Source organism: Geobacillus sp. TFV-3 (assembly GCF_009901865.1).
Classification (GTDB): Bacteria; Bacillota; Bacilli; order Bacillales; family Anoxybacillaceae; genus Geobacillus; species Geobacillus thermoleovorans_A.
In genome coordinates, this window is record NZ_MPSP01000001.1 from 2,200,868 (window position 1) to 2,224,202 (window position 23,335).

Sequence of the window (23,335 nt, forward strand, 5' to 3'; positions counted from 1 at the left end):
GCCGCCCTTCATTTTGTGATTTTGAAGAAGGCTAGCGGCGCGCACTAGCCTTCTTCGCCGTTGTTCATCACTTGATCGTCGCTGCGAATTGTTCATACTCTTTCCGGTTGGTCGGAACTTTCACTTCGCCTTTGATGATTTTTTGCTTCCATTCGTCAACTGTTTTTAACACATTCTCTGGAATGTTGTCTTGCGTCGGGGCAATGCCGACCCCATTTTCCGGCAACCCGTACTCAATCGTTTTGCCGCCCGGGAAGTCGCCCTCTTTCGCCCGTTTCGCCGTGTCATAGACAGCGACGTCGACGCGTTTCACCATCGAAGTGAGCGTTACGTTGTACGTTTTGCCGCCGACTTTCACTTCTCCCTCCGGCGCTTGGTCTTTGTCAACACCGATGACCCAAATTTCGCGGTTTGGATCTTTCTTCTTCAAATCTTTCGCTTCCGAGAAGACGCCGTTCCCAGTCGCTCCAGCTGCATGGTAGATGATGTCGATGCCAGACGCGTACATGCTCGAGGCGATCGCTTTTCCTTTATCCGCTTGGTCGAACGCCCCGGCGTATTGCACTTCCACAGTCGCCTTCGGATTGACCGCTTTCACGCCGGCGCGGAATCCACTTTCGAATTTTTCGATCAACGGAATCTCCATCCCACCGACAAAGCCGATTTTATTCGTTTTCGTCATTAGCCCGGCGACAACACCGACAAGGAACGAGCCTTCATGCTCCTTGAACGTGATGCTGGCGACATTTGGCTCGTCAACGACGGTGTCGACGATGGCGAAATGTTTTTTCGGGTTTTGCTTAGCGACTTCTTTCACCGCGTCGCCCATCAAATACCCGATGCCGAAAATCAAGTCAAAGTCGCTGCGCACAAGCTTGTTTAAGTTCGTGGCATAGTCAGCGTCGCTCGATGACTGCAAGTAGTCGTAGCCGCCGCGGCCTTTTTCAAGCCCGTTGTCTTTGCCGAACTTTTGCAGCCCTTCCCAAGCCGACTGGTTGAACGATTTGTCGTCAATGCCGCCGACGTCGGTCACCATGGCGACACTGAACGTATCTTTCTGATTGCTGCCTCCCGCATTGTTGCCAGCTTGTCCGCAGGCGCTAAGCAGTGTGCCGGCGGCAAACAGGACGGACAACACCAATCCGATTCGCTTTTTCACATTCACTACCTCCCAGCTTAAAAATTTGTTCCTTAATTAGTATAAAGCTTCCGCTCTCTTTCTATGTACCCATTTTCACCCCCTTAAAAGCTGAACCGCTTCCGCATAACATGGAAGCTGAACTTGTCGGAGCGGAAGTAGTTGACGGAATAAAAAATCGGCTCATCGTTTTTATCGAAATGCATTTGCTTGAGCACAAGTAGCGCCGTTTCCGGATCGCATTGCAAAATCGGCGACACTTTTTCATGATAACCGAGCGGCACGATGCGCGCGACCGCATAGGCGATATCACGATGCGTTTGGTTGTGCAAGTTTTCAAACAGCGACTCATGTTCATAGGAGATGCCTTTTGGTAAATATTTACATAAAATTTTATCCAAGCAATAAACGACCGGCTCCCCATCGGCGGTGCGCACCCGCTCGATGAGCAACAAATTCTCATCCGGCCGGCATTGGAAGCGGCGCATATCGTCTTCCGTCGGCTGTTGGATGGAGGAAGACAAAAAAATCGTTCCTGGCTTGCGCCCCGCTTGACGAATCATATCCGTGACGCTTGAGAGCTGCTCGATGCCGGACGTAAACAGCGGACGGGCGTTGACAAACGTTCCGACGCCGTGGCGGCGGATGATAATGTTTTCTTCTTCAAGCACCCGCAGCGCTTCCCTCAATGTCGCCCGGCTGACGCCAAGCTGTTTGGCGAGTTCAAACTCGGACGGCAGTTTTTGCTTTTCTTTGTACACTCCCGTTTCAATATCGCGCTTGATGCGATCAATCACTTGCAAGTAAAGATGGCGGCTGTCTGATTTGATTGACATGACAACGTCCTCCGTGTTACGCATTTCCGTTGAGATCAGACCTCTGACATTAGACATATAACCTTTTTGAGATTACTATATCATTTTTTACTGGGCAAATAAATAGGTGATATCAAATTTTGTCGAAGAAAAAGAAATAGGATTGGTAACGCTTCCAATAAGATGTATGATTGAGCGGGCAAGCTTTTTTCGCCCGCCCTTTTTCCCATTTTATGACGTCTTTTTTAAATCTTCCTTCGACCAAAGAACGGCGCGCGGCTTGCTTCCTTCATAGGGGCCGACGACGCCGCGCTCCTCCATGGCATCAATGAGCCGAGCGGCGCGATTGTAACCAATGCGGAAGCGGCGCTGCAGCATCGAGACGGAGGCGCTTTGCATTTCCACGACAAGACGGACTGCTTCATCGTACAACTCGTCTTCAAGAGCTGAGGAAGAGGGTTCGCTGTCTTCGACGAACATCTCCTCATAATATTGCGCCTGCTGCTGTCCGATGACAAACCGAACGACTTCTTCCACCTCTTGGTCGGAGACAAACGCCCCTTGAACGCGCACTGGCTTTGAGGCCCCCATCGGCAAAAACAGCATATCGCCGCGGCCGAGCAGTTTTTCCGCCCCGCCCATATCCAAAATGGTGCGCGAATCGATTTGCGATGATACACTGAAGGCGATGCGCGACGGAATGTTCGCTTTGATGACGCCGGTGATGACGTCCACCGACGGACGCTGGGTGGCGATGATCAAATGGATGCCAGCGGCGCGCGCCATTTGCGCCAAACGGGTAATCGCCTCTTCCACATCCGAGGAAGCCACCATCATCAAGTCCGCCAATTCGTCGATGATCACGACGATGTATGGCAAAAGCGGCTGCTGTTCCGATGCCGTTTCGTTATGGTGGCGGATATGCTCGTTATACCCTTCGATGTTGCGCGTGCCGGTATGCGAGAACAGCTCGTAGCGCCGCTCCATTTCTTGGACGACTTTTTTCAGCGCCTGGGCCGCTTTTTTCGCGTCGGTGACGACCGGCGTCAACAAATGAGGAACACCGTTGTACACACTTAACTCCACCATTTTCGGATCGATCATCATCAGCTTCACCTCATGCGGCTTCGTGCGCATGAGCAGGCTGACGATAATGCCGTTGATGCAGACGCTTTTGCCGCTGCCGGTCGCGCCGGCGATCAACAAATGCGGCATTTTGTTTAGTTCCGCAGCGACGACTTCACCGGAGATGTCGCGCCCAAGCGGAATCAAAAGCTTCGCCTTGTCCCGTGTATGCTCAATGGCTTCCAGCACTTCGCGCAGCGAAACAGTGGCGATCTCTTCATTTGGCACTTCGATGCCGATCGCGGACTTGCCGGGGATGGGCGCTTCAATGCGGATGTCTTTCGCCGCCAAAGCGAGCGCCAAATCGTCGCTTAAACTGACAATTTTGCTCACTTTCACCCCGACGTCCGGATACACTTCATATTTCGTCACCGCCGGACCGAGGTGCACTTGCGTCACTTTCGCCTTGACGCCGAAGCTTTGGAACGTTTTCTCCAGTTTTCGCGCGTTGGCGTAAATGTTAGCATGATCGGCCGATTGCCCGGCCGGCTTCGGCAGGCGAAGCAAATCAAGCGGCGGCAGGTCGTAATTGGTGTTTTCATGCTCGGAAAACGCCAACGGCGGCGCCGGTTTGTCCTCCTCCCCCCCATTGTCGCCTTCCACCAGTGGATTCTTCTCTTCTTCCGGCTCAGCGGCCGACCGGATCGCGGCAAAATCGGAAATGATCGGCGGCGGGGAAAACAGTTCCTCATTCGGCTCGACGCTGCTTGCTTCAGCCGGCTCGTCTTCCCGCTTTGCGGCCGCCCGCCGTGAGCGTCGGCTTCGGCCCCCGCTTTCCTTGCGCTTCCTCCCTGTCCGCCATTGCTTGATATCTTCGACAAACGCCAACCATTCTTTTCGCACAAACGCTGCGGCAAAAGCAACCCATTTGCCGGCTGTCTCGCGCAGCGATTTCCCGGTCAGCACGACAAAACCGACGATGAACAGAAGGAAACAAATCCATTTCGTCCCGGGCGAATCGAACAACTGGTAGCTGGCGGCAAATAACAGTGCGCCGACCATTCCGCCCCCTAAATCCACATCGGCCGCCTTGCCGCTTGCTTCGTTCCAAAACAGCCCCCACGTCGTCCGAATGATGCTCGGGTCCAGCTCGCCGCGCCGCGACATGAGTTCAAACAGCTTGTCATGGCTCAAAAGCAGGAGCGCCGCGGCGATGGACGAAGCGCCGACAAACGGGCGGCCCGTCCATGACGGCCACTCCCGCCGCCACATGAGGATGAGCGATAATATGAAAAGTCCGCCTACTAATAGCATGTACCATTCGCCGAAAAAAAAGCGGCCCACAAGCACGAGCGTCTTTCCGACAAGCCCGAGGCGGGCCATCGCAACGACGGCGACCGCGAGCAAGCCAAGTCCGATCAATTCAAAGCGGATTGTTTCCGTCCATGGCTGCGTTTTCGACGGCTTCCCTTTTCTTCTTCGCTTTCGTTTCGCCATGATCGTTCACTCCAGCATGAATGAATTGGCAAGCCGGAAAAAAGCAGCCAACAATGGCTGCTTTTTTCCGTTTGTTTACTATTATATCATGAACGGCCGAACAATTCATTACGATGTTGCCGCAGAAGCCGGAAATCGCGCCCCAGGCGCATATTTGGCGTTTAAAAAATGGAACGGATTCGTGCTTAAGTTTTGCACGATTTCATATTCTCCCGTTTCTACAGATTGGACGAGAAACGGAATGCCATCGTAATACACCATTTTCCGCTTCTCATAAACAGCGGCATCGACCGGAAAAATCAAATGTTCGGGCATGATCGTATACAAAATCATTGAATCATCTTCCCTTCCCCGTTTTTCCTCATCGCGATCAGCTCGCGCAGCTTCGCCATCGCTTGGGACACGCCCCCGACTTCATCGATGAGCCCGTACCGGACGGCGTCAGGTCCAACGACGTTCGTGCCGATGTCGCGCGTCAAATTGCCTTTGGAAAACATGAGCTCTTTAAACTTTTCCTCACTGATCTTCGAATGTTTCGTCACAAAGCGGACGACGCGCTCCTGCATTTTATCCAAGTACTCAAACGTCTGCGGTACGCCGATGACAAGCCCCGTCAAACGGATCGGATGAATCGTCATCGTCGCCGTCTCCGTGATGAACGAATAGTTGCACGACACAGCGATCGGCACGCCGATCGAATGGCCGCCGCCAAGCACAACGGAAACAGTCGGTTTCGAGAGCGAGGCGAGCATTTCAGCAATAGCGAGCCCTGCTTCCACATCGCCGCCGACCGTATTTAAAATGACGAGCAGTCCTTCAATTTTCGGGTTTTGCTCAATGGCCACAATCTGTGGAATGACGTGCTCGTATTTCGTTGCCTTGTTTTGTGGCGGCAGCTGAATATGCCCTTCAATCTGTCCGACGATGGTCAAACAATGAATATTCGTATCGGGATCCATTTGCGGGATGTTCGTCTGCCCAAGCTGGGTGATGGCGGCAGTCGCTTCCTCGGCCTTTGTTTCCGGCTGTTCGTCCTCGGTTTCCGCTTGAAAATAACGTTCCTTCTCCATCTATCTCGTCTCCTTTCTTGTCGATCATACGCTTAGTATGGCCGAAAGAAAAAAGAAAAATGCCGGCAACGGCTGATCGTTCCCGGCATTTTCCAGTCGACTTTGAGCATGATTGCATTATACTTCCATAATAATAGGCAAGATCATTGGTCTCCGCTTCGTTTTTTCAAATAAAAACTGGCCTAACGCTTCACGGATGTTCGCTTTCAACGACGACCATTCAAGCATGTATGATTCAAGGCAACGCTCGATGATTGCCGCCACCATTTTCTCCGCTTCCTCAAGCAGTGTCTCAGACTCGCGCATGTAGACGAACCCCCGCGAAATGATTTCCGGGCCGGCGGCGATCGTTTTCGTTTCTTTATTCAGTGTGACGACGGCGATCAAAATGCCGTCCTGGGACAATAAGCGGCGGTCACGCAACACAATGTTGCCAACATCTCCAATGCCGAGGCCATCAATTAAAATGTTGCCGTACGGCACTTTGCCGCCGGGGCGGGCGGCGCCGCCGCGGAACTCGATCACTTCGCCTTTGTCGATTAAAAACGTCCGCTCCTCGGAGATGCCGACCGCCTTCGCCAACCGGGCATGCGCTTTTTGCATCCGATATTCCCCATGCACTGGAATAAAGTATTTTGGCTTCATTAAATTGAGCATCAACTTTAATTCTTCTTGGCAACCGTGCCCAGATACGTGCACTTGCCGGTCACGGTAAATCACGTTGGCGCCGGCCCGGTACAAGGTGTCGATCGTTTTCGCGAACCCAAGCTCATAGCCCGGCATGACGGATGCGGCGACGATGACGGTATCCCCTTCTTTGATGTTCACTTGTTTGTTCGCTTGACGCGCCATGCGCCAAAGCGCGCTCATCGGCTCGCCATGTCCGCCGGTTGTCAAAATGACGAGCTCGCGGTCATTGTAGCGATCGAGATCGTGCGCAGAAATCGTCACCTTGTCTGGAACGTGCAAATAGCCAAGGCGCACGGCAATGTCCATTACTTTATGCAGCGTTTTGCCGATGACTGCCACTTTACGCCCGGATTGGTGGGCGGCGTACAGCACCTGCTGGATGCGGGTGATGTTCGATGCGTAGCAAGCAACAAACACGCGTCCTTTCGCACGGCCGATCACGTCAGCGATCTCATAAGCGACCACCGTATCGGAGCCGCTGTAGCCGGGGCGCTCGGCGTTTGTGCTGTCCGACAAAAGACACAGCACCCCTTCTTCGCCGATTTTCGCCATTTTCCCGAAGTCGGTGCGGTTGTTTCCGTACGGAGTTTGATCAAATTTAAAATCGCTCGTGTACACGATCGCACCTTGCGATGTATGCAGACTGATGCCGATCGAATCGGGGATGCTGTGGATGGTGCGGAAAAACGTCACTTTCGCCTTGTCAAACACGAGCTCCGCATCCGGATGAACTTCATTGAGCTTCGCGCCCGACACCCCTTGTTCTTTTAACAGCGCCTCCGCCAACCCGAGCGTCAGCTTCGTTCCGTATATCGGCACAGACAGCTGCTTGAGCACGTAGGCGATCGCCCCCATATGCTCCTCGTGTCCGTGGGTGAGAAAAATGGCCTGAATGCGATGCTGCCGTTCAATCAAATATGTGATGTCCGGAATCACTTTGTCGATGCCGAGCATTTCGTCTTCCGGAAACATCACCCCGGCGTCGATGACAAAAATGTCCTCGTCCAATTCGACAACATACATGTTTTTGCCGATTTCTCCGACTCCCCCGAGGGCAAAAATGCGTATTTTCTCTACCGGCTTTATTTTCGATTTCAAGGCTGCGTCCTCCCAATTGTGATGCTAACCCGCTCAAAGTCACTTGCTTTTATTATAACGAATCGATGCTGAAAAACACAAGATGGTTCATTCACCAGCCAATGGATTTCACAGCCAAGGCAAAAAAAGGCCCCAACGCGCAAGCAAAGCGTTGGGGAATCGTTTCACCGAGAGTCCATTGTTACGACAGCGCATCGAGCAGGCCGCTTAGCTCCTTCCGCTCTTGTTCGGTGAGCGGCACAAGCGGAAGGCGCACCGAACCGACGTCCAGCCCGCGCAACTGCAACGCCGTTTTCACCGGCACCGGGCTTGGGGCGGCAAACAAGCCTTTCATGAGGGGCAGCCATTTTCGATGCAGCGCCGCCGCCTTCTGATGATCACCCGATAAAAAGGAACGAATCATTTCCTGCATTTCATTGCCAATGATGTGCGAAGCGACCGAGACGACGCCATTGCCGCCGATCGCTAAAACCGGAAGCGTCAAGCTGTCGTCGCCGCTGTAGAGCCAAAAGTCGTCCGGCGTACGCTCAATGATTTCCGACATGGCGTCCAAATTGCCGCCCGCTTCCTTGACGGCGACAATGTTCGGAACCTCGGACAGCCGGATGACCGTCTCCGGGGCGAGATTCACCGACGTGCGCCCTGGAACGTTATACAGCATCACCGGCAGCGATGTGCTTTCGGCAATCGCTTTGAAATGTTGATACAGCCCTTCTTGGTTCGGCTTGTTGTAATACGGCGCCACAAGCATGACAGCATCGACGCCCGCCTCTTCCGCCTTTTTCGTCAGCTCGATCGACGCGCGCGTATCGTTCGTGCCCGTTCCAGCAATGACCGGCGCCCGGCCGTTGACGACGGAGACGACATGGCGAAAAAGCGCGATTTTTTCCTCGGTCGTCAACGTCGGCGACTCCCCGGTCGTGCCGGCGACCACAAGCGCGTCTGTGCCGTTGTCAAGCAAGTAGTTGACAAGCTCCGTTGTTTTGGCCAAGTCAAGATTTCCTCTGCGGTCAAATGGCGTCACCATCGCCGTTACGATGTTCCCGAATTGAACCACGGTTTTCACTCCTCGCTCCAAATCGCTTCATGCCCGCCCGCATCCGCCTCGGATAGGCAAAAGGCGTCATGCAGAGCGTTGACGGCTTTTTCCATATCGTCCTGTTTCACTAACACCCAAATCGTCGTATGGCTGTCAGCGGACTGCAAAATTTGAATGCCTTGCTCCGACAAGGCAGTGACGATTTTCGCCGTCACTCCCGGTACGCCAGCAATACCGGCGCCGACGACCGACACTTTGGCGCATCGAGGCGTCACGGCCGGTTCGTAGCCGATGCGGCGGAGGGCGGCCACCGCTTTTTCCGTCATGTCGCCGCTCACGGTGTACACAACACCGTACGGGGAAATGTTGATAAAGTCCACGCTGATCCCTTCATGGGCCATCGCTTGAAACACGTCAGACTGCAGCTCATAGCGTCCTTCTTTCGCCAGCACTTTGATTTGTGTGACGTCGGCGACGTACGTAATGCCGGTGACAAGCCGCTCTTTCACATCGCTTCCTCTTCGGCCGCGCACTGATGACGTGACGAGCGTCCCGGGGGCATCCGAGTACGTCGAGCGAATGCGCAGCGGCACTTTCGCCTGCATGGCGATCTCCACCGCGCGCGGATGGATCACTTTCGCCCCTTGGTACGCCATGTTGCAAATTTCCGTATACGTAACGACATCAAGCGGCCGGGCGCTCTCAACGATGCGCGGGTCGGCGGTCATGACGCCGTCGACATCGGTGAAAATATCAACCCATTCCGCGTTTAACGCCGCGCCAAGCGCGGCCGCCGACGTATCGCTCCCGCCGCGGCCGAGCGTTGTGATGTCGCCGTTTTCCGCCATGCCTTGAAAGCCCGCGACAACGACGACGTCGTATTGCTCAAGTGCCTCAAGGAGGCGGTCGCAGCGCATTTCGAGAATTTTCGCGTTCGTATGATCGCTGTTCGTGCAAAATCCTGCCTGGGCGCCAGTGAACGCCGTCGCTTTGATGCCGTGTTCGTTCAACAAGTTGCTGAACACAACGCTGGAGATGATTTCTCCGCACGCCATAAGCATATCTTGCTCTCGTTTGGTGACATGGTGATGAACGCCGCCGATCAAACTAAGCAGCGTATCGGTCGCATATGGATCGCCGCAACGTCCCATAGCCGATACGACGGCCACGACTTTATAGCCATCTTCCAACGCCCGTTCAATATGGCGGCGCGCCAAGTTCCGCCCGCGCTCGTCGCGGACGGACGTGCCGCCGAACTTTTGAACAATGAGTTTCATGCTAACACCTCGATGCTTTTTCAAATGAGCCCGAGCTTCAACAAACTTTCTGCGATTTGCACCGAGTTCGAGGCCGCGCCTTTTAGCAAGTTGTCAGCGACAATCCATAGATGGAAGCCGCGGCGGTTGTCCAAATCGCGGCGGATGCGGCCGACAAACACGTCGTATTTACCGACGCAATGGGCCGGCATCGGATACAACTGTTCGCTCGGATCATCTTGAAGCACAACACCCGGCGCTTCGCGGAGCACTGCCTGCAAGTCGGCAACGGTGACGCCGTCTTGTTCAATTTCGATGTACACCGATTCCGAATGGCCGCTCGCCACCGGAATGCGCACGCACGTCGCCGCCACTTTCAGCTCAGGCATATGCATAATTTTTTTTGTTTCATTGATCATTTTCATCTCTTCAAACGTGAATCCATTATCTTGAAACTTATCGATTTGCGGAATGGCGTTGAACGCAATTGGGTAATGCTTCCGATCGGATTTCACTGGCAAAATGTTCGCCTCAATCGGCTTGCCTTCGAGCACGGCTTTCGTCTGCTCGTTGAGCTCTTCAATGGCCTGCGCTCCCGCCCCGGAGACGGCCTGGTACGTTGAGACGATGACGCGCTCTAAGCCAAACGCTTTTCGAATCGGCTCCAACGCCACGACCATTTGAATCGTCGAGCAGTTCGGATTGGCGATAATGCCGTTATGCCACGTCAAATCGCTTTCGTTCACTTCCGGAACGACAAGCGGCACGTTTTCTTCCATCCGAAACGCACTCGTATTGTCGATCACGATCGCCCCGCGCCGCACCGCTTCGGGCGCCAGCGCTTTCGATACGGCGCCGCCGGCGCTGAACAAGGCGATGTCGACCCCGTCAAAGCGCTCGGGCGATGCCGCCTGCACCTCGATCTCCTCGCTGCGAAAGCGCATTTTTTGGCCGGCTGACCGCTCCGATGACAACAAAGTCAATTTTCCAACCGGGAAGTTCCGGTCTTCAAGCGTCCGCACCATTTGCTGCCCAACTGCCCCCGTTGCTCCGACGACAGCGACATGATATTGTTTTTGAGCCATCAACCATTCTCCTTCCACATCGTCACTCTAAGAAGTGAATTCATAGTCTTTATTTTATCACATTCCGCTGTGGACGAGAGAACATTTTTATGCGGAACATTGATTTTTGATTCAGGTGTAGCGGAACCGCTCGATAATGACCGGCTGCAGCTGCTTCCCTTCAAGCGCAGCGAGAATCGTATCGCGCAAAAGCGGCATGTAGGCGACCATAGAGTTCGGCTTCGCCTGCGGGGCGTCTTGGCCGAACGGGATAAAATAAATGTTTTTGGCTGCCATAAGCCGCATTAGATTGACGCCGTTTAAGCCGAGCGCATCGTTTGTCGAAATGCCAAGCACGACCGGGCGGTGGTTGCGCATCGTCGCTTTCGCTGCCATCAGCACGGGGGAATCCGTCATGGCATTGGCCAGCTTACTCATCGAGTTGCCGGTGAGCGGGGCGATCACCATGCAATCAAGCGGGATTTTCGGTCCGAGAGGTTCTGCTTTGACGATCGTATCAATCACCTCGTTTCCGGTCAGTTGCTCGAGTTTTTTCACCCATTCTTCTCCTTCGCCAAAGCGGGTGTTCGTCGTTTTCACCGTATACGTGACGATCGGCAGCACCTCCGCTCCTTCGTTGACAAGCTTCTCGATCTCCGAGAACACCGCATCATATGTGCAATGCGAACCGGTGAGGCCAAAGCCGATCCGTTTTCCTTTCAAGCTGTTTCCGCTCATGCATGATTCTCCTCCCGTTTTTGTAAATCTGCATATAACAGCTGCGCCAAGACGTTGGCGATGATTTGCCCAGCTGTCTTCGGCGCGACGATCCCCGGCAGCCCGGGCGCCAAAATGGCTTTCACTCCGCGTTTTTCGGCATAGCGGAAGTCAGTGCCGCCCGGTTTTGACGCCAAATCGATAATGAGTGTATGGGGCGGCATTTTGGCGATGACGCTCGCCGTCACGATGAGATGAGGCACGGTGTTGATGCAGACGTCAATGTCACGCACTTCTTTTTCCAAATCGTTTAAGTGAAACGGCACGAGCCCCATTTCTGTAATGCGGGCGAGATGCTCCGATCGGCGCGCCCCAACTTTCACTTTCGCCCCCAATGCGGCGAACGTCCGAGCGACCGTCATGCCAACGCGTCCAAGCCCCAAGACGGCAACACATGAGCCATGGATCGTAAAATCCGTGTGCTGAATGACCATCATCACCGTGCCTTCCGCGGTCGGAATGGAGTTGTAAATGGCGACATCGTCGCGCTCAAACAACTGCACATGCTTGCGCCCTGTTTTTTTCACCAATTCGTCCAAATACGCGTTGCTGATGCCGGAATAAATCGTGCAGCGCCGCGCCGTTTTTTGCACCATCTCTTCTGTAAACGGAATCGGTTCGTGGGCAAACACGCTGTTGACGTTTCCATCCAACGTCGTGCCGTGAACCGGCAAAATGATCGCATCCAAATCGGCAAAATCGACTTCGCCAATCGGCAGCTTCATCGCCCCGGTGAAATGATGGGCGAGCTGGTCGAAGCCGACAAGCGACAACTTCGCGTCGAGTTCAACGAGTTTGCGAATGACTTCAAGCTGCCTAGCATCGCCGCCGATGATGGCGATATGCATTCCTGTCAGCATCATGTTGTACGCTCACCTTCTTTTCTGGCAAACTGCTCCATTTCCTTTCCCATCTTATGTTGGAAGGAAAATATAGGTGAATATCCTTGCAGGAAAAAATGGCGATATGCGCTGAAAGCAGACAAGAGGCAGTCATTTTTTCCGTTTTTGTTCCTTACATATAAAGTAAAGAAGCGAAAAAGGAGGGAACCAGCATGAGGCTGAGCGAGTTAAGCGGAAAAGAAATTGTCGATGTAAGCCGAGCCGAGCGGCTCGGGGTGCTCGGGCAGACCGATTTGGAAGTCAACGAGCAAACGGGGCAAATCGAGGCGCTGCTCATCCCAACGGGAAAATGGTTCGGGTTTCGCAAAGACGGTCAGGAAATTCGCGTGCCGTGGAAATATATTCGCAAAATCGGCGCCGATATGGTGATGATCGACATCCCCGAGGAAGGGTGAAAGAGGCGGGAACGAAAAAGCTAACAACCTAGCGAAAGGTCGTTAGCTTTTTTGAGATCAGTCTATGAACGGAGCGGGCGCGGCAGCACGCCGTCCGGGCTGATTAAGGCAAGCGCGTAATCGTCCGTGAAAACCGTGCGCGCCAGTTCGTTTACTTTTTCCACCGTAACGCTTTCAATCTCTTCAATGATCTCATCAAGCGAACGGTGGCGGCCAAGAAGGAGCTCATTTTTGCCGTTGCGGCTCATCCGGCTGTTCGTGCTCTCGAGCCCAAGCATCAGGCTTCCTTTCATCTGCTCTTTGCTGTTATGCAACTCTTTTTCGGTCACTCCGTCCTCCTTCAGCTGGCGAATGGTCTGCTGGATCGTTTCGAACAGCACATCAAGCTGGCTGCTTCCTGTGCCGGCGTAAATGGCGAGCAGGCCGCTGTCTTGGTAGGCGGAATGGTACGAGAATACCGAATACGCCAATCCGCGCTGTTCGCGCACTTCCTGAAACAGCCGGCTGCTCATGCTGCCCCCTAAAATATTGTTCAAGATGAGGAGCGGGTACGCGTCCGGATGGCCGATCGGCAACCCGTTGAATCCGATGCATACGTGCGCCTGCTCAGTGTCCTTTTTGCGCGCGATCTTTTGCGGCATAAACGCCGGCGCCCCCGAAGAAGGGGGCTTGCTCTCTGCGGAGAACGAGCCGAAATAGCGCTCGACCTCATCAATAAACCGTTCGTCGACGTTGCCGGCGACCGAAATGACGACGCGATCCGGTGTATAGTAGTCCGCCATATATTGGCGCAACGTGTCGCCAGTGAACGTGCAGAGCGTCTCTTCCGTGCCCAAAATCGGATAGCCGAGCGGATGGCCCGCATAGCACGCTTTGCCGAGCAAATCGTGGACGATGTCATCCGGTGTATCTTCATACATTTTGATTTCCTCAAGCACGACATTGCGCTCCTTGTGCAGCTCATCTTCCACAAATGTCGAGTGGAAAAACATATCGGCGAGCATTTCAAGCGCCAGCGGCGCGTGTTCATCCAACACTTTGGCGTAGTAACACGTATACTCCTTCGATGTAAAGGCGTTTACTTGCCCGCCGATGCTGTCGAATGCTTCCGCAATGTCCCGGGCCGTGCGCGTCGTTGTCCCCTTGAAAAACATATGCTCTAAAAAATGGGAAATGCCATTGGTTTGCTCCGTTTCATTGCGCGAGCCGGTCCTGATCCATATACCGATGGCCACCGACCTTACAGTCGGGATTTGCTCGAGCACGATTCGCACACCGTTTTTGCACGTATATTTGTTAATCAACTCCATGTTCCTCCTGTTTGTTTGCCAGTCTTTTCTCGTCGAATAAGGCCGTCAAGCTGCCTAGGGCGTAGCCTTTTCGCTTAATCGAGGTGATCAGCTCGTCAAGTGCAGCCGCCGTCGGCATCGTTGGATGCATCAAAATGATGGCGCCAGGATGAACTTTCGATGTCACCCGTTTCACTATAACAGATGGCGACGGTTTTTGCCAATCAATTGTATCGACGCTCCATAGAATCGTTTTCATGCCGAGTTCCGCGGCGACCTCGACGACCTCGTCGCGGTAGCTGCCGCTTGGCGGGGCAAACCATTTGCATTTCACCGATGTCGCCGCTTCAATCACTTCGTTTGTTTTCTCGAGCTCGCGGCGGATGTTGTCGACAGCGAGTGTTTTCATATCGGGATGGCTGTAGGAATGGTTGCCGATTTCATGGCCGGCGTCTGCTATCATTTTTGCCATCTCCGGGTGCTTTTTTACCCATCGTCCTTCCAAAAAGAACGTCACCTTGACATTGTATTTCTTCATCGTCTCAAGCATGTCGGGGAGGTATTCTTCCCCCCAAGCGACATTGACCGCAAACGCCACCATCGGCTTGTCAGGATGGCCGCGGTAAATCGGCGCCGGCGGCAAATCGTCCAAATGGACGCGCGGGGGCACTTGACGAAACACGAGTTTTCGCTCATCAAACATCCCCGTTTTCTTCATGTTTTGATAGGAGGCGTCAATGTCGACGGCGAGCCCGTTGTAGCCGGGCGTCGCCTTCCATACTTTATCGATGACCGCATCTTGGGCGGGAATTTCATATTGCTTCGCTTGTTTGACAATCGTGTCGTACAGCTTGTCGCGCTCTTTCATCGCGGTTGTTTCCATCGGGCGCCAGCTTGCGATATAATCGCCAACCGGAGGCCAATGAACCGCCGCCCAGGCGGCAAGAAACATGACCGCTAGCGCTATATAGCGGGCGCTTCCGTTGTTCACCCTTGTCCCCCTCCTTTTTTACTACTACAACATATGTCTTAGGGGGACAGGATAGAACATAACAAAAGAGCCTTAAGAAACAAATTCCTAAGGCTTCATGCGATGGCGCTCCGGCCGTCTTCCTCGTTTTTCCCTAGATTCCCGCGGCAGTTCCCCTCCAATGCTGCGGGCATCGCGCAACACCGCTTTGCGCGACAAATTGACGCGCCCTTGCTTATCGATTTCCGTTACTTTCACTAAAATTTCATCGCCAATCGAAACGACGTCTTCGACTTTGCCGACCCGCCCTTCAGCGAGCTCGGAAATGTGGACAAGCCCGTCTTTGCCGTTGAACAACTCCACGAAGGCGCCGAATTTTTCAATCCGTTTCACTTTGCCTAAGTACACTTGGCCGACTTCGACTTCGCGGACGATGTCTTCGATGATTTGCTTCGCTTTTTGGTTGGCCGCTTCATCCACAGACGAGATGAAAATCGTGCCGTCTTGTTCGATGTCGATTTTGACGCCTGTTTCATCGATGATTTTGTTGATCTGCTTGCCGCTTGGTCCGATGACCTCGCGGATTTTATCCGGATTGATGTGCATGATCAAAATTTTCGGCGCATATTTGGACAGCTCTTTGCGCGGTTCGCTGAGCGTTTGCATCATATGGTCCAAAATCTCAAGCCGCCCTTTGCGCGCTTGCATGAGCGCCTCTTCCAAAATCTCACGCGTCAACCCTTTGATTTTAATGTCCATTTGCAGCGCGGTGACGCCTTTTCTCGTGCCGGCGACTTTAAAGTCCATATCGCCGAGATGGTCCTCGATGCCTTGAATGTCGGTCAAAATCGTATAATGATCGTCGTTTTTCACAAGCCCCATGGCAATGCCGGCGACCGGCGCTTTGATCGGCACCCCGGCGTCCATCATCGCCAGCGTGCTGGCGCAAATGCTGGCCTGCGATGTCGAGCCGTTCGACTCAAGCACTTCCGAAACGAGGCGGATCGTATACGGGAATTCACGCTCCGACGGCACGACCGGCTCAAGCGCCCGTTCGCCAAGCGCCCCGTGTCCGATTTCACGACGCCCCGGCCCGCGCATCGGTCCGGTTTCCCCGACGGAAAACGGCGGGAAGTTGTAATGGTGCATAAACCGCTTCGATTCTTCAAGGTCAAGCCCGTCCAAAATTTGCACATCGCCAAGCGCTCCAAGCGTACAAACGCTCAACACTTGCGTCTGCCCGCGCGTAAACAAACCGGAGCCGTGCGTGCGCGGCAGGACGCCGACAGCCGATGAGAGCGGACGGATTTCATCGACTTTGCGCCCGTCCGGACGGATTTTCTCGACCGTGATCAAACGGCGCACTTCCTCTTTTACGAGCTTATGCAAAATTTCCTGTACTTGCTTGAGCTTCTCCTCATCCGCTTCTTCCGCCTCATATTTGGCGATGACGCCGGCTTTCACATCTTCAATGGCGGCATCGCGCGCCAGTTTCTCCGGCACTTGCACCGCTCGCTTAATGTCGGCCTCGGCAAACTGGCGGATTTCGGCCTCCAGCGCTGGATCCGGCTCATAAAGGACGACTTCCATTTTTTCTTTGCCGACTTGGGCGGCGATTTCCTCTTGGAAGGCGATGAGCCGCTTCACTTCCTCATGGCCGAACATGATCGCTTCAAGAATCACTTCTTCCGGCACTTCATCTGCCCCGGCTTCCACCATGTTGATCGCATCTTTTGTGCCAGCGACGACCAAATGCAAATCGCTTTTTTCCATCTGCTCAACCGTCGGATTGATGACAAACTGGCCGTCGACGCGGCCGACGATGACACCGGCGATCGGTCCTTCAAATGGAATATCGGAAATCGTCAGCGCCGCCGACGAACCGATTAAGGCCGCTACTTCCGGCGCGCAGTCTTGATCAACGCTCATGACCATCGAGACGACTTGCACTTCGTTTCGGAATCCTTCGGCAAACAGCGGGCGAATCGGTCGGTCGATGAGACGGCTCACCAAAATGGCTTTCTCGCTCGGGCGACCTTCACGCTTAATAAACCCGCCAGGAATTTTTCCAACCGCATACAACCGTTCCTCGTAGTTGACGGTGAGCGGGAAAAAGTCAACGTTTTTTGCCTCTCGCGACGCGGTGGCTGTGCTCAACACGACCGTATCGCCGTAGCGGACGAGCGCCGCGCCATTCGCCTGTTTCGCCAGTTCGCCAATTTCGACGATGAGCGGCCGCCCCGCCAAATCGATGGAAAACACGCGTTTCTCTTGTTCCATACAGACGAGTACTCCTCTCTATGTACAGATGAAATGATCAATCCGCTGATGATTAGTATAGACGAATTGGCGCCATTGTTATCATCGCCGCGTCAATCACGCCTATAAACTAGCAAAAAAGCGGGAATGCTCCCGCTTTTTTATCGACGTAATCCGAGTTTCTCAATCAATTCACGGTAGCGCGCCACATCTTTCTTGCGCAAGTAGGCCAATAAGTTGCGGCGCTTCCCGACCATTTTCAGCAAGCCGCGCCGTGAATGATGGTCTTTTTTATGAATGCGCAAATGCTCGTTCAAGTTGTTGATTTGCTCTGTCAGGATCGCAACTTGCACTTCCGGAGAACCGGTGTCGTTCTCATGGATTTTAAATTGCTCGATGATTTCGCGTTTGCGCTCCTGCGTCAATGCCATCCTTGTTCACCTCCCTAGTCCTAGATCCCCGATTGCCGAGCGGGCGTCGGTGACTCGCCTAGCCAAGCAATGGTTCGCATACATTGATTAGAATACCTCTTTTTCCGGCAAAATGCAAGTCTTTTCGCTGAAACAGCGGAAATACTGCTCCGCCTCTCTCTTGTCGCGGGCAATTTGCGCCGTCAGTTCGTCGACACTGGCGAACTTCTGCTCGCTCCGCAGACGGCGGTGCCACTCAATGGTCATCGTTTGTCCATAAATATCGCCGGAAAACTTGAACAAGTGCACTTCAATATTCGGCAATCCTTCGCGCGTTTTATGGAATGTCGGTTTGTAGCCGACGTTCGCCACCCCTTCATATACTTGCCCGCCGATCATCGCCTTGACTGCATAGACGCCGACTGCCGGCAAAGCATAATCGCTGTTTAAAGTGATGTTCGCCGTTGGAAAGCCGATCATCCGCCCGCGCCGTTCGCCGGCAACGACCGTTCCTTCAAGCTCGTAAAAGCGGCCGAGCAGGCGGGGAAGCTGTTCGACCGCCCCGTTTTCGAGCAGTTTCCGCACCCGGGACGAGCTCACTTTTTCCCCATCGACCGCAAGCTTCGGAATGACCGTCTGTCCAAAGCGGCCACGAGCGTGAATCGGCATCGTCTCCATCGTTCCTTTTCCGAACCGCCCATAAGTGAAATCGAAGCCAGCGACGACATGTTTCACGTGCAACCCGTCCAAATATTGGTCAACGAACGCTTCTGGCGACAGCGCGGCAAACGTCGGCGTAAATTCAACGATGTACAGCCGGTTGACGCCAAGTGATGCAATCAGCTGCTCCTTTTTGCCAAGCGGCGTGATCGAGCGCAGCTTAGACTGTTTGCCAAGCACAACGGACGGATGAGGATGAAACGTCATCACCGCGCTTTCGTACCCACGCTCGTTGGCGATCTCGACCGCGGTGCGGATCACTTTTTGATGGCCAAGGTGGATGCCGTCGAAATAGCCGAGCGCCATCACCGCCGGAGGGAGCGCCTGGCGTTCGAGACGGTGTGGATGCGAAAGAAACAGCGTTTCCATGTCCATGACCTGCCTTTTTTATTTCCGCGCTGCACCCGCGGCGTTAACGAAACACTTTGAGCGGCTTCATCAAGCCGGGGCGCGCCGGATGCTTCACGTACAGGGCCAGCGCTTCCCGCTCGGGCGAAACAAGCACGACCGGCCCGTCAAGCTTCTCGAAGAAAGCGGGAAGCCGGAGCAACGCCCCGTTTTTTACCTTCTCTGCTACTTTATCATTGATTTCATATTTCGGCAAATGAAAAAGCGCCCGCTCGATCGAGATGAGCAAGGCATGAGCCGTCCCGTCGGCCGCCCGGCGCTCAACGTCCTCAAACGTTACGCAATCTTCAAGCCGAAACGGCCCGGACGCCGTACGGATGAGGTCCGACATATGCGCCGGATAGCCGAGCCGCTCGCCGATCATCACCGCCAGCGTACGCACGTACGTGCCTTTGCTGCACGTGACGCGAAAGCGAAATGACACCGTTTCCCCAAGGAATTGTTCACGTTCATCAAGCAATTCGAGCTCATAAATGGTCACGCGCCGCGTTGGACGTTCAACTTCGATGCCGGCGCGCGCGTATTCATACAGTTTTTTGCCGCCCACTTTCACCGCAGAGTACATCGGCGGCGTTTGCTCAATTTCTCCGGTCAAGCTGTCAAACACCGCTTCAATTTCCGCACGCGCAATCGGCCGGTCAACCGAACGGGCGGCGATGATGTCGCCGTCTGCATCTTCGGTTGTCGTCGCGGCGCCAAGCGTCACTTTGCCTTCATACGTTTTCGTCGTCCCGGTCAAAAACTCAGCGATGCGCGTCGCCTTGCCAAGGCAAATGGGCAGCACACCGGACACGTTTGGGTCAAGGGTGCCGGTGTGTCCCGCTTTTTTTACGCAAAGCAGACGGCGCACTTTGGCCACACAGTCGTGAGACGTCATCCCTTTCGGTTTATTGAGCAGCAATACCCCGTCCATCGACGCACCCTTTCCGTTTCCATGATCATGGATGGAAGTGGATAGACGGTTCGTCTATCCATTGTTCGGCTCCTCATCCGCCTCTTTCGCCGGGTGGTCATCGCTTGAAATTTGCCGGATCAGCTGTTCGATGCGGCTGCCGTATTCAATCGTTTCGTCGATTTCAAAGAAAATTTCCGGCGTCTTGCGAAGGCGGATGCGTTGCCCGATTTCCGAACGGATAAACCCTTTCGCTTTCTCGAGCGCCTTCAACGTCTCTTCCCGCTGCTTATCATCGCCGAGAACACTGATGTACACTTTCGCCTGCTGCAAATCACCGGTGACCCGCACATCGGTCACCGTGACAAAGCCGATGCGCGGATCTTTCAGCCTGCGGCTGATGATGTCGCTCAACTCTTTTTTCATTTGCTCGCCAACGCGAGTTGCCCGTATATTCATCACCCATCACCTCGGTTACAACCACTCGAATGATGTAGCCGCCCGCTCCAGCTCAGGGAACGAGTCGATCAAAGCAAGCGCCCGCTCGAGCTCCCGTTCAGTCGCCCGGCGGCTGGACGTAATGGCAACAAGGCCGATGGTCGCCCGCTGCCATGCATCTTGATGATCGATTTCGGCCACAGAGACGTTATATTTTTGCCGGATTCTTGTCATGACCCGCTGCAGGACGGCCCGTTTATCCTTGAGCGAGCGGGCGTTGTAGATGATGCATTCGCACGCGGCGAAGCCGATCATGCCCGGGCCACTTCCTGCATGATGTATGCTTCGATGACATCTCCTTCTTTGATATCATTGAAGTTTTTGATCGTCAACCCGCATTCATACCCTTGCGCCACTTCACGCACATCGTCTTTATACCGCTTGAGCGAATCGATTTCCCCTTCGTAGACGACAATGCCTTGGCGAATGAGGCGCACCTTGCTGTCGCGGGTAATTTTGCCGTCAGTGACATAGCAACCGGCGATCGTGCCGACTTTCGATACTTTGAACGTTTGCCGCACTTCCGCCTGACCGATCACTTTCTCTTCGTACTCCGGATCGAGCATCCCTTTCATCGCCGCTTCAATTTCCTCGATGACATTGTAAATGATGCGATGGAGGCGGATGTCGACTTTTTCCGATTCAGCGGCGCGCTTTGCGTTTGCATCGGGACGGACGTTAAATCCAATGACGATGGCGTTCGATGCCGTCGCCAGCGAAATGTCCGATTCGGTGATGGCGCCGACAGCGGCGTGGATGATTTTCACCCGCACGCCTTCGACCTCAATTTTTTGCAAGGCGGCGACAAGCGCCTCAACCGATCCTTGAACATCGGCTTTGACGATCAAATTCAGCTCTTTCATTTCGCCTTGCTTAATTTGTTCAAACAAATCATCCAAGCTGACGCGCGTTTTGACGCTTCGTTGCTCCTGCAACTGCCGCTGCGCCCGCGCCTCCGCGATTTGCCGCGCCTTTTTCTCATCCTCAAACACCATGAAGCGGTCGCCGGCTTGCGGCACTTCATGCAGCCCAGTAATTTCGACTGGCATCGACGGAGTCGCCTCTTTGACGCGCCGGCCGCTGTCGTTCACCATCGCGCGCACGCGCCCGTATGTTGTGCCGACGACGATCGGATCGCCGACACGCAGCGTTCCCGTTTGAACCAAAAGCGTTGCCACCGGGCCACGCCCTTTATCAAGCTTCGCTTCGATCACCGTACCGACCGCACGCCGGTTCGGGTTGGCTTTTAATTCTTCCATTTCACTGACAAGCAAAATCATTTCCAAAAGATGATCAAGGCCCTCTTTCGTTTTCGCCGACAACTTGCAGAAAATCGTATCGCCGCCCCATTCTTCCGGAACAAGGTTGTATTCCATCAGCTCTTGCATGACGCGGTCTGGGTTCGCTTCCGGCTTATCGATTTTGTTGATGGCGACAATAATCGGCACGTTTGCCGCCTTGGCGTGGTTGATCGCTTCCACCGTCTGCGGCATCACCCCGTCATCCGCGGCAACGACAAGAATGACGATATCAGTCACTTGCGCGCCGCGCGCCCGCATCGTTGTAAACGCTTCATGCCCCGGCGTATCGAGGAACGTAATTTTTTTATCATTGACCGTCACTTGATACGCACCGATGTGTTGCGTAATACCACCAGCTTCTTGCTCCGTCACTTTGGAATGGCGGATTGCATCAAGCAGCGTCGTTTTCCCGTGGTCGACGTGCCCCATGATCGTCACGACCGGCGGCCGTTCAACCAAATCTTCCGGCGCGTCGACAATTTCGATCGCTTCAAAGTTCGTCTCATCGATCGTCACTTTTTCTTCGACCTCAACCCCATAATCCGAGCAGATGAGCTCGATGGCGTCTTTGTCTAAATCTTGGTTGATTGTCGCCATCACGCCGAGCATAAACAGTTTCTTAATAATTTCTGACGGTTCACGGCCAAGCTTTTTCGCCAATTCGGCCACGGTAAGCGAGCCTTCAAACGTAATTTTTTTCGGCAGCTCTTTTTCTTTTTTCGCCGGCTGCGGCGCTTGTTTTGCGGCTGGTGCTCCCTGCTTTTTCCCTTTCACCGGCCCTTTTCCTTTCTTTTTCGCCGCTTGGAGCAGTTTCTTTTCCTGCTGTTGCGCCTCGGTTTTTTTCGTTTCCTTCCCTTTTGGCGCTCCTTTTTTCTTCGCTGGTTTCATTTTCGCCGCTTCTTTGCTGTCGTCAAAAATTTCCTCATCGGCAAAATCGGCCGCTTTCGCCGGCGTCGGCCGTTTCGGCTTCTCCGTTTTCTTTTCCGCTTTTTTCTCTTCTCTTTTCCCGGCGTTCGGACGATATTGATGGTCGAGTTTCTCGACGACATCAGCCTCCAGCATCGCCATATGGTTGTTCACTTCAATGTTCATTTCTTTCAATTTATGAATGACGTCCTTGCTTGGAACGTTTTGTTTTTTCGCGTATTCATACACACGCATTTTCGACATACATTCACCCCCATTAAGATCGGTCGAGCATCGTTTGCAATTGGCGCGCAAACCCTTCATCGGTGACAGCGACAACGACGCGGGCGTCCTTGCCGATCGCGCCGCCAAGCGTATACCGGTCCGGCACCTTGCAAAGCGGGACGCCATAAAACGTGCATTTGTCCGTCACTTTTTTTTCGGTGTTGACCGATGCGTCTTGCGAAAGCAAGACGAGCCGCGCCCGGCCCCGCTGCACTTCTTTGACGACAAGCTCCTCGCCGGAGACGACTTTGCCCGCCCGCTGCGCCAATCCAAGCAGCGATGCCCAACGGTTATGATTCATGTCCGGCTTGTTTCTCCTTTTCCGCCAAGGCGAGCAATTCGTCATAAATCGCATCATCGATGTCTGCTTTTAAATGGCGGGCCAAAATGTTTTTCTTTTTCGCCTGCAAAATGCATTCCGGATCAAGGGTAATATACGCGCCGCGCCCCGCCTTTTTGCCGGTTGGGTCGATCGACACTTCCCCCTCTTTCGAGCGGACGATGCGCACCATCTCCCGTTTCGGCTTCATCTCTCCAGTGACGACGCATTTGCGCAACGGAATTTTCTTTTGCGCTGCCATTTTTCATTCC

At 53.9% G+C, this 23,335-nt stretch carries 23 protein-coding genes; 1 reads left to right on the plus strand and 22 read right to left on the minus strand.

Annotated features, from left to right (window positions below):
• Window positions 1–67: 67 nt before the first annotated feature.
• From BJQ97_RS11070 to dpaA, 11 genes are all read right to left on the minus strand, one after another.
• The gene (locus BJQ97_RS11070; RefSeq protein ID WP_160156615.1) at window positions 68–1,159 is read right to left on the minus strand and encodes a BMP family lipoprotein; all 1,092 of its coding nucleotides are present in this window, start codon (window positions 1,157–1,159) and stop codon (window positions 68–70) included.
• Between the two features lie 83 nt (window positions 1,160–1,242).
• Window positions 1,243–1,974 carry a GntR family transcriptional regulator gene (locus tag BJQ97_RS11075; protein ID WP_013145714.1) on the minus strand — a complete coding sequence of 244 codons (732 nt, stop codon included), beginning with the start codon at window positions 1,972–1,974 and terminating at the stop codon, window positions 1,243–1,245.
• 210 nt (window positions 1,975–2,184) lie between these two features.
• Window positions 2,185–4,515, minus strand: coding sequence for an FtsK/SpoIIIE family DNA translocase (locus BJQ97_RS11080; RefSeq protein WP_160156616.1), 2,331 nt, complete (start codon window positions 4,513–4,515; stop codon window positions 2,185–2,187).
• 108 nt (window positions 4,516–4,623) lie between these two features.
• Window positions 4,624–4,848, minus strand: coding sequence for a YlzJ-like family protein (locus BJQ97_RS11085; RefSeq protein ID WP_011230780.1), 225 nt, complete (start codon window positions 4,846–4,848; stop codon window positions 4,624–4,626).
• The gene (locus BJQ97_RS11090; protein ID WP_160156617.1) at window positions 4,845–5,585 is read right to left on the minus strand and encodes a ClpP family protease; all 741 of its coding nucleotides are present in this window, start codon (window positions 5,583–5,585) and stop codon (window positions 4,845–4,847) included. The genes BJQ97_RS11085 and BJQ97_RS11090 overlap by 4 nt, the downstream gene beginning before the upstream one ends.
• A gap of 117 nt (window positions 5,586–5,702) precedes the next feature.
• Window positions 5,703–7,373 carry a ribonuclease J gene (locus tag BJQ97_RS11095; RefSeq protein ID WP_160156618.1) on the minus strand — a complete coding sequence of 557 codons (1,671 nt, stop codon included), beginning with the start codon at window positions 7,371–7,373 and terminating at the stop codon, window positions 5,703–5,705.
• Window positions 7,374–7,554: 181 nt separating this feature from the next.
• Entirely contained in the window at window positions 7,555–8,430 is an 876-nt protein-coding gene (dapA, locus tag BJQ97_RS11100; RefSeq protein ID WP_160156619.1) for a 4-hydroxy-tetrahydrodipicolinate synthase, read from the minus strand.
• A 5-nt stretch (window positions 8,431–8,435) separates the two neighbouring features.
• Window positions 8,436–9,689: an aspartate kinase gene (dapG, locus tag BJQ97_RS11105; protein ID WP_160156620.1), complete on the minus strand. Its 1,254-nt coding sequence runs from the start codon at window positions 9,687–9,689 to the stop codon at window positions 8,436–8,438.
• 20 nt (window positions 9,690–9,709) lie between these two features.
• The gene (asd, locus tag BJQ97_RS11110) at window positions 9,710–10,753 is read right to left on the minus strand and encodes an aspartate-semialdehyde dehydrogenase (protein WP_160156621.1); all 1,044 of its coding nucleotides are present in this window, start codon (window positions 10,751–10,753) and stop codon (window positions 9,710–9,712) included.
• Window positions 10,754–10,864: 111 nt separating this feature from the next.
• Complete coding sequence (locus tag BJQ97_RS11115) at window positions 10,865–11,470, minus strand: dipicolinate synthase subunit B (protein ID WP_160156622.1); 606 nt, start codon at window positions 11,468–11,470, stop codon at window positions 10,865–10,867.
• Entirely contained in the window at window positions 11,467–12,372 is a 906-nt protein-coding gene (gene dpaA / locus BJQ97_RS11120; protein WP_160156623.1) for a dipicolinic acid synthetase subunit A, read from the minus strand. Before dpaA ends, BJQ97_RS11115 begins: the two co-directional genes overlap by 4 nt.
• A gap of 191 nt (window positions 12,373–12,563) precedes the next feature.
• Between dpaA and BJQ97_RS11125 the strand changes: the two genes are divergently transcribed.
• Window positions 12,564–12,806 (plus strand): YlmC/YmxH family sporulation protein, encoded by a 243-nt coding sequence (locus tag BJQ97_RS11125; RefSeq protein WP_160156624.1) that lies wholly within the window; start codon window positions 12,564–12,566, stop codon window positions 12,804–12,806.
• A 62-nt stretch (window positions 12,807–12,868) separates the two neighbouring features.
• On the opposite strand, the gene BJQ97_RS11130 is transcribed toward BJQ97_RS11125, so the two are convergent.
• From BJQ97_RS11130 to rnpM, 11 genes are all read right to left on the minus strand, one after another.
• Window positions 12,869–14,116: a M16 family metallopeptidase gene (locus BJQ97_RS11130; protein ID WP_160156625.1), complete on the minus strand. Its 1,248-nt coding sequence runs from the start codon at window positions 14,114–14,116 to the stop codon at window positions 12,869–12,871.
• Window positions 14,103–15,086 (minus strand): polysaccharide deacetylase family protein, encoded by a 984-nt coding sequence (locus BJQ97_RS11135; RefSeq protein ID WP_160156626.1) that lies wholly within the window; start codon window positions 15,084–15,086, stop codon window positions 14,103–14,105. Before BJQ97_RS11135 ends, BJQ97_RS11130 begins: the two co-directional genes overlap by 14 nt.
• Window positions 15,087–15,173: 87 nt before the next feature.
• Window positions 15,174–17,345: a polyribonucleotide nucleotidyltransferase gene (gene pnp, locus BJQ97_RS11140; RefSeq protein WP_160156627.1), complete on the minus strand. Its 2,172-nt coding sequence runs from the start codon at window positions 17,343–17,345 to the stop codon at window positions 15,174–15,176.
• 140 nt (window positions 17,346–17,485) lie between these two features.
• Window positions 17,486–17,755 carry a 30S ribosomal protein S15 gene (rpsO, locus tag BJQ97_RS11145; protein WP_011230768.1) on the minus strand — a complete coding sequence of 90 codons (270 nt, stop codon included), beginning with the start codon at window positions 17,753–17,755 and terminating at the stop codon, window positions 17,486–17,488.
• A gap of 87 nt (window positions 17,756–17,842) precedes the next feature.
• Window positions 17,843–18,823, minus strand: a complete 981-nt coding sequence (gene ribF / locus BJQ97_RS11150; RefSeq protein WP_201451730.1) for a bifunctional riboflavin kinase/FAD synthetase — start codon at window positions 18,821–18,823, stop codon at window positions 17,843–17,845.
• A 43-nt stretch (window positions 18,824–18,866) separates the two neighbouring features.
• Window positions 18,867–19,775 (minus strand): tRNA pseudouridine(55) synthase TruB, encoded by a 909-nt coding sequence (gene truB, locus BJQ97_RS11155; protein ID WP_160156629.1) that lies wholly within the window; start codon window positions 19,773–19,775, stop codon window positions 18,867–18,869.
• 54 nt (window positions 19,776–19,829) lie between these two features.
• Window positions 19,830–20,213 (minus strand): 30S ribosome-binding factor RbfA, encoded by a 384-nt coding sequence (gene rbfA, locus BJQ97_RS11160; RefSeq protein ID WP_160156630.1) that lies wholly within the window; start codon window positions 20,211–20,213, stop codon window positions 19,830–19,832.
• 15 nt (window positions 20,214–20,228) lie between these two features.
• Window positions 20,229–20,507 carry a DUF503 domain-containing protein gene (locus BJQ97_RS11165; protein WP_011230764.1) on the minus strand — a complete coding sequence of 93 codons (279 nt, stop codon included), beginning with the start codon at window positions 20,505–20,507 and terminating at the stop codon, window positions 20,229–20,231.
• The gene (gene infB, locus BJQ97_RS11170; protein WP_160156631.1) at window positions 20,504–22,723 is read right to left on the minus strand and encodes a translation initiation factor IF-2; all 2,220 of its coding nucleotides are present in this window, start codon (window positions 22,721–22,723) and stop codon (window positions 20,504–20,506) included. Before infB ends, BJQ97_RS11165 begins: the two co-directional genes overlap by 4 nt.
• 13 nt (window positions 22,724–22,736) lie before the next feature.
• Window positions 22,737–23,045, minus strand: a complete 309-nt coding sequence (locus BJQ97_RS11175) for a YlxQ family RNA-binding protein (protein WP_160156632.1) — start codon at window positions 23,043–23,045, stop codon at window positions 22,737–22,739.
• Window positions 23,035–23,325, minus strand: a complete 291-nt coding sequence (gene rnpM, locus BJQ97_RS11180) for an RNase P modulator RnpM (RefSeq protein WP_044731692.1) — start codon at window positions 23,323–23,325, stop codon at window positions 23,035–23,037. Before rnpM ends, BJQ97_RS11175 begins: the two co-directional genes overlap by 11 nt.
• Between the last annotated feature and the right edge of the window lie 10 nt (window positions 23,326–23,335).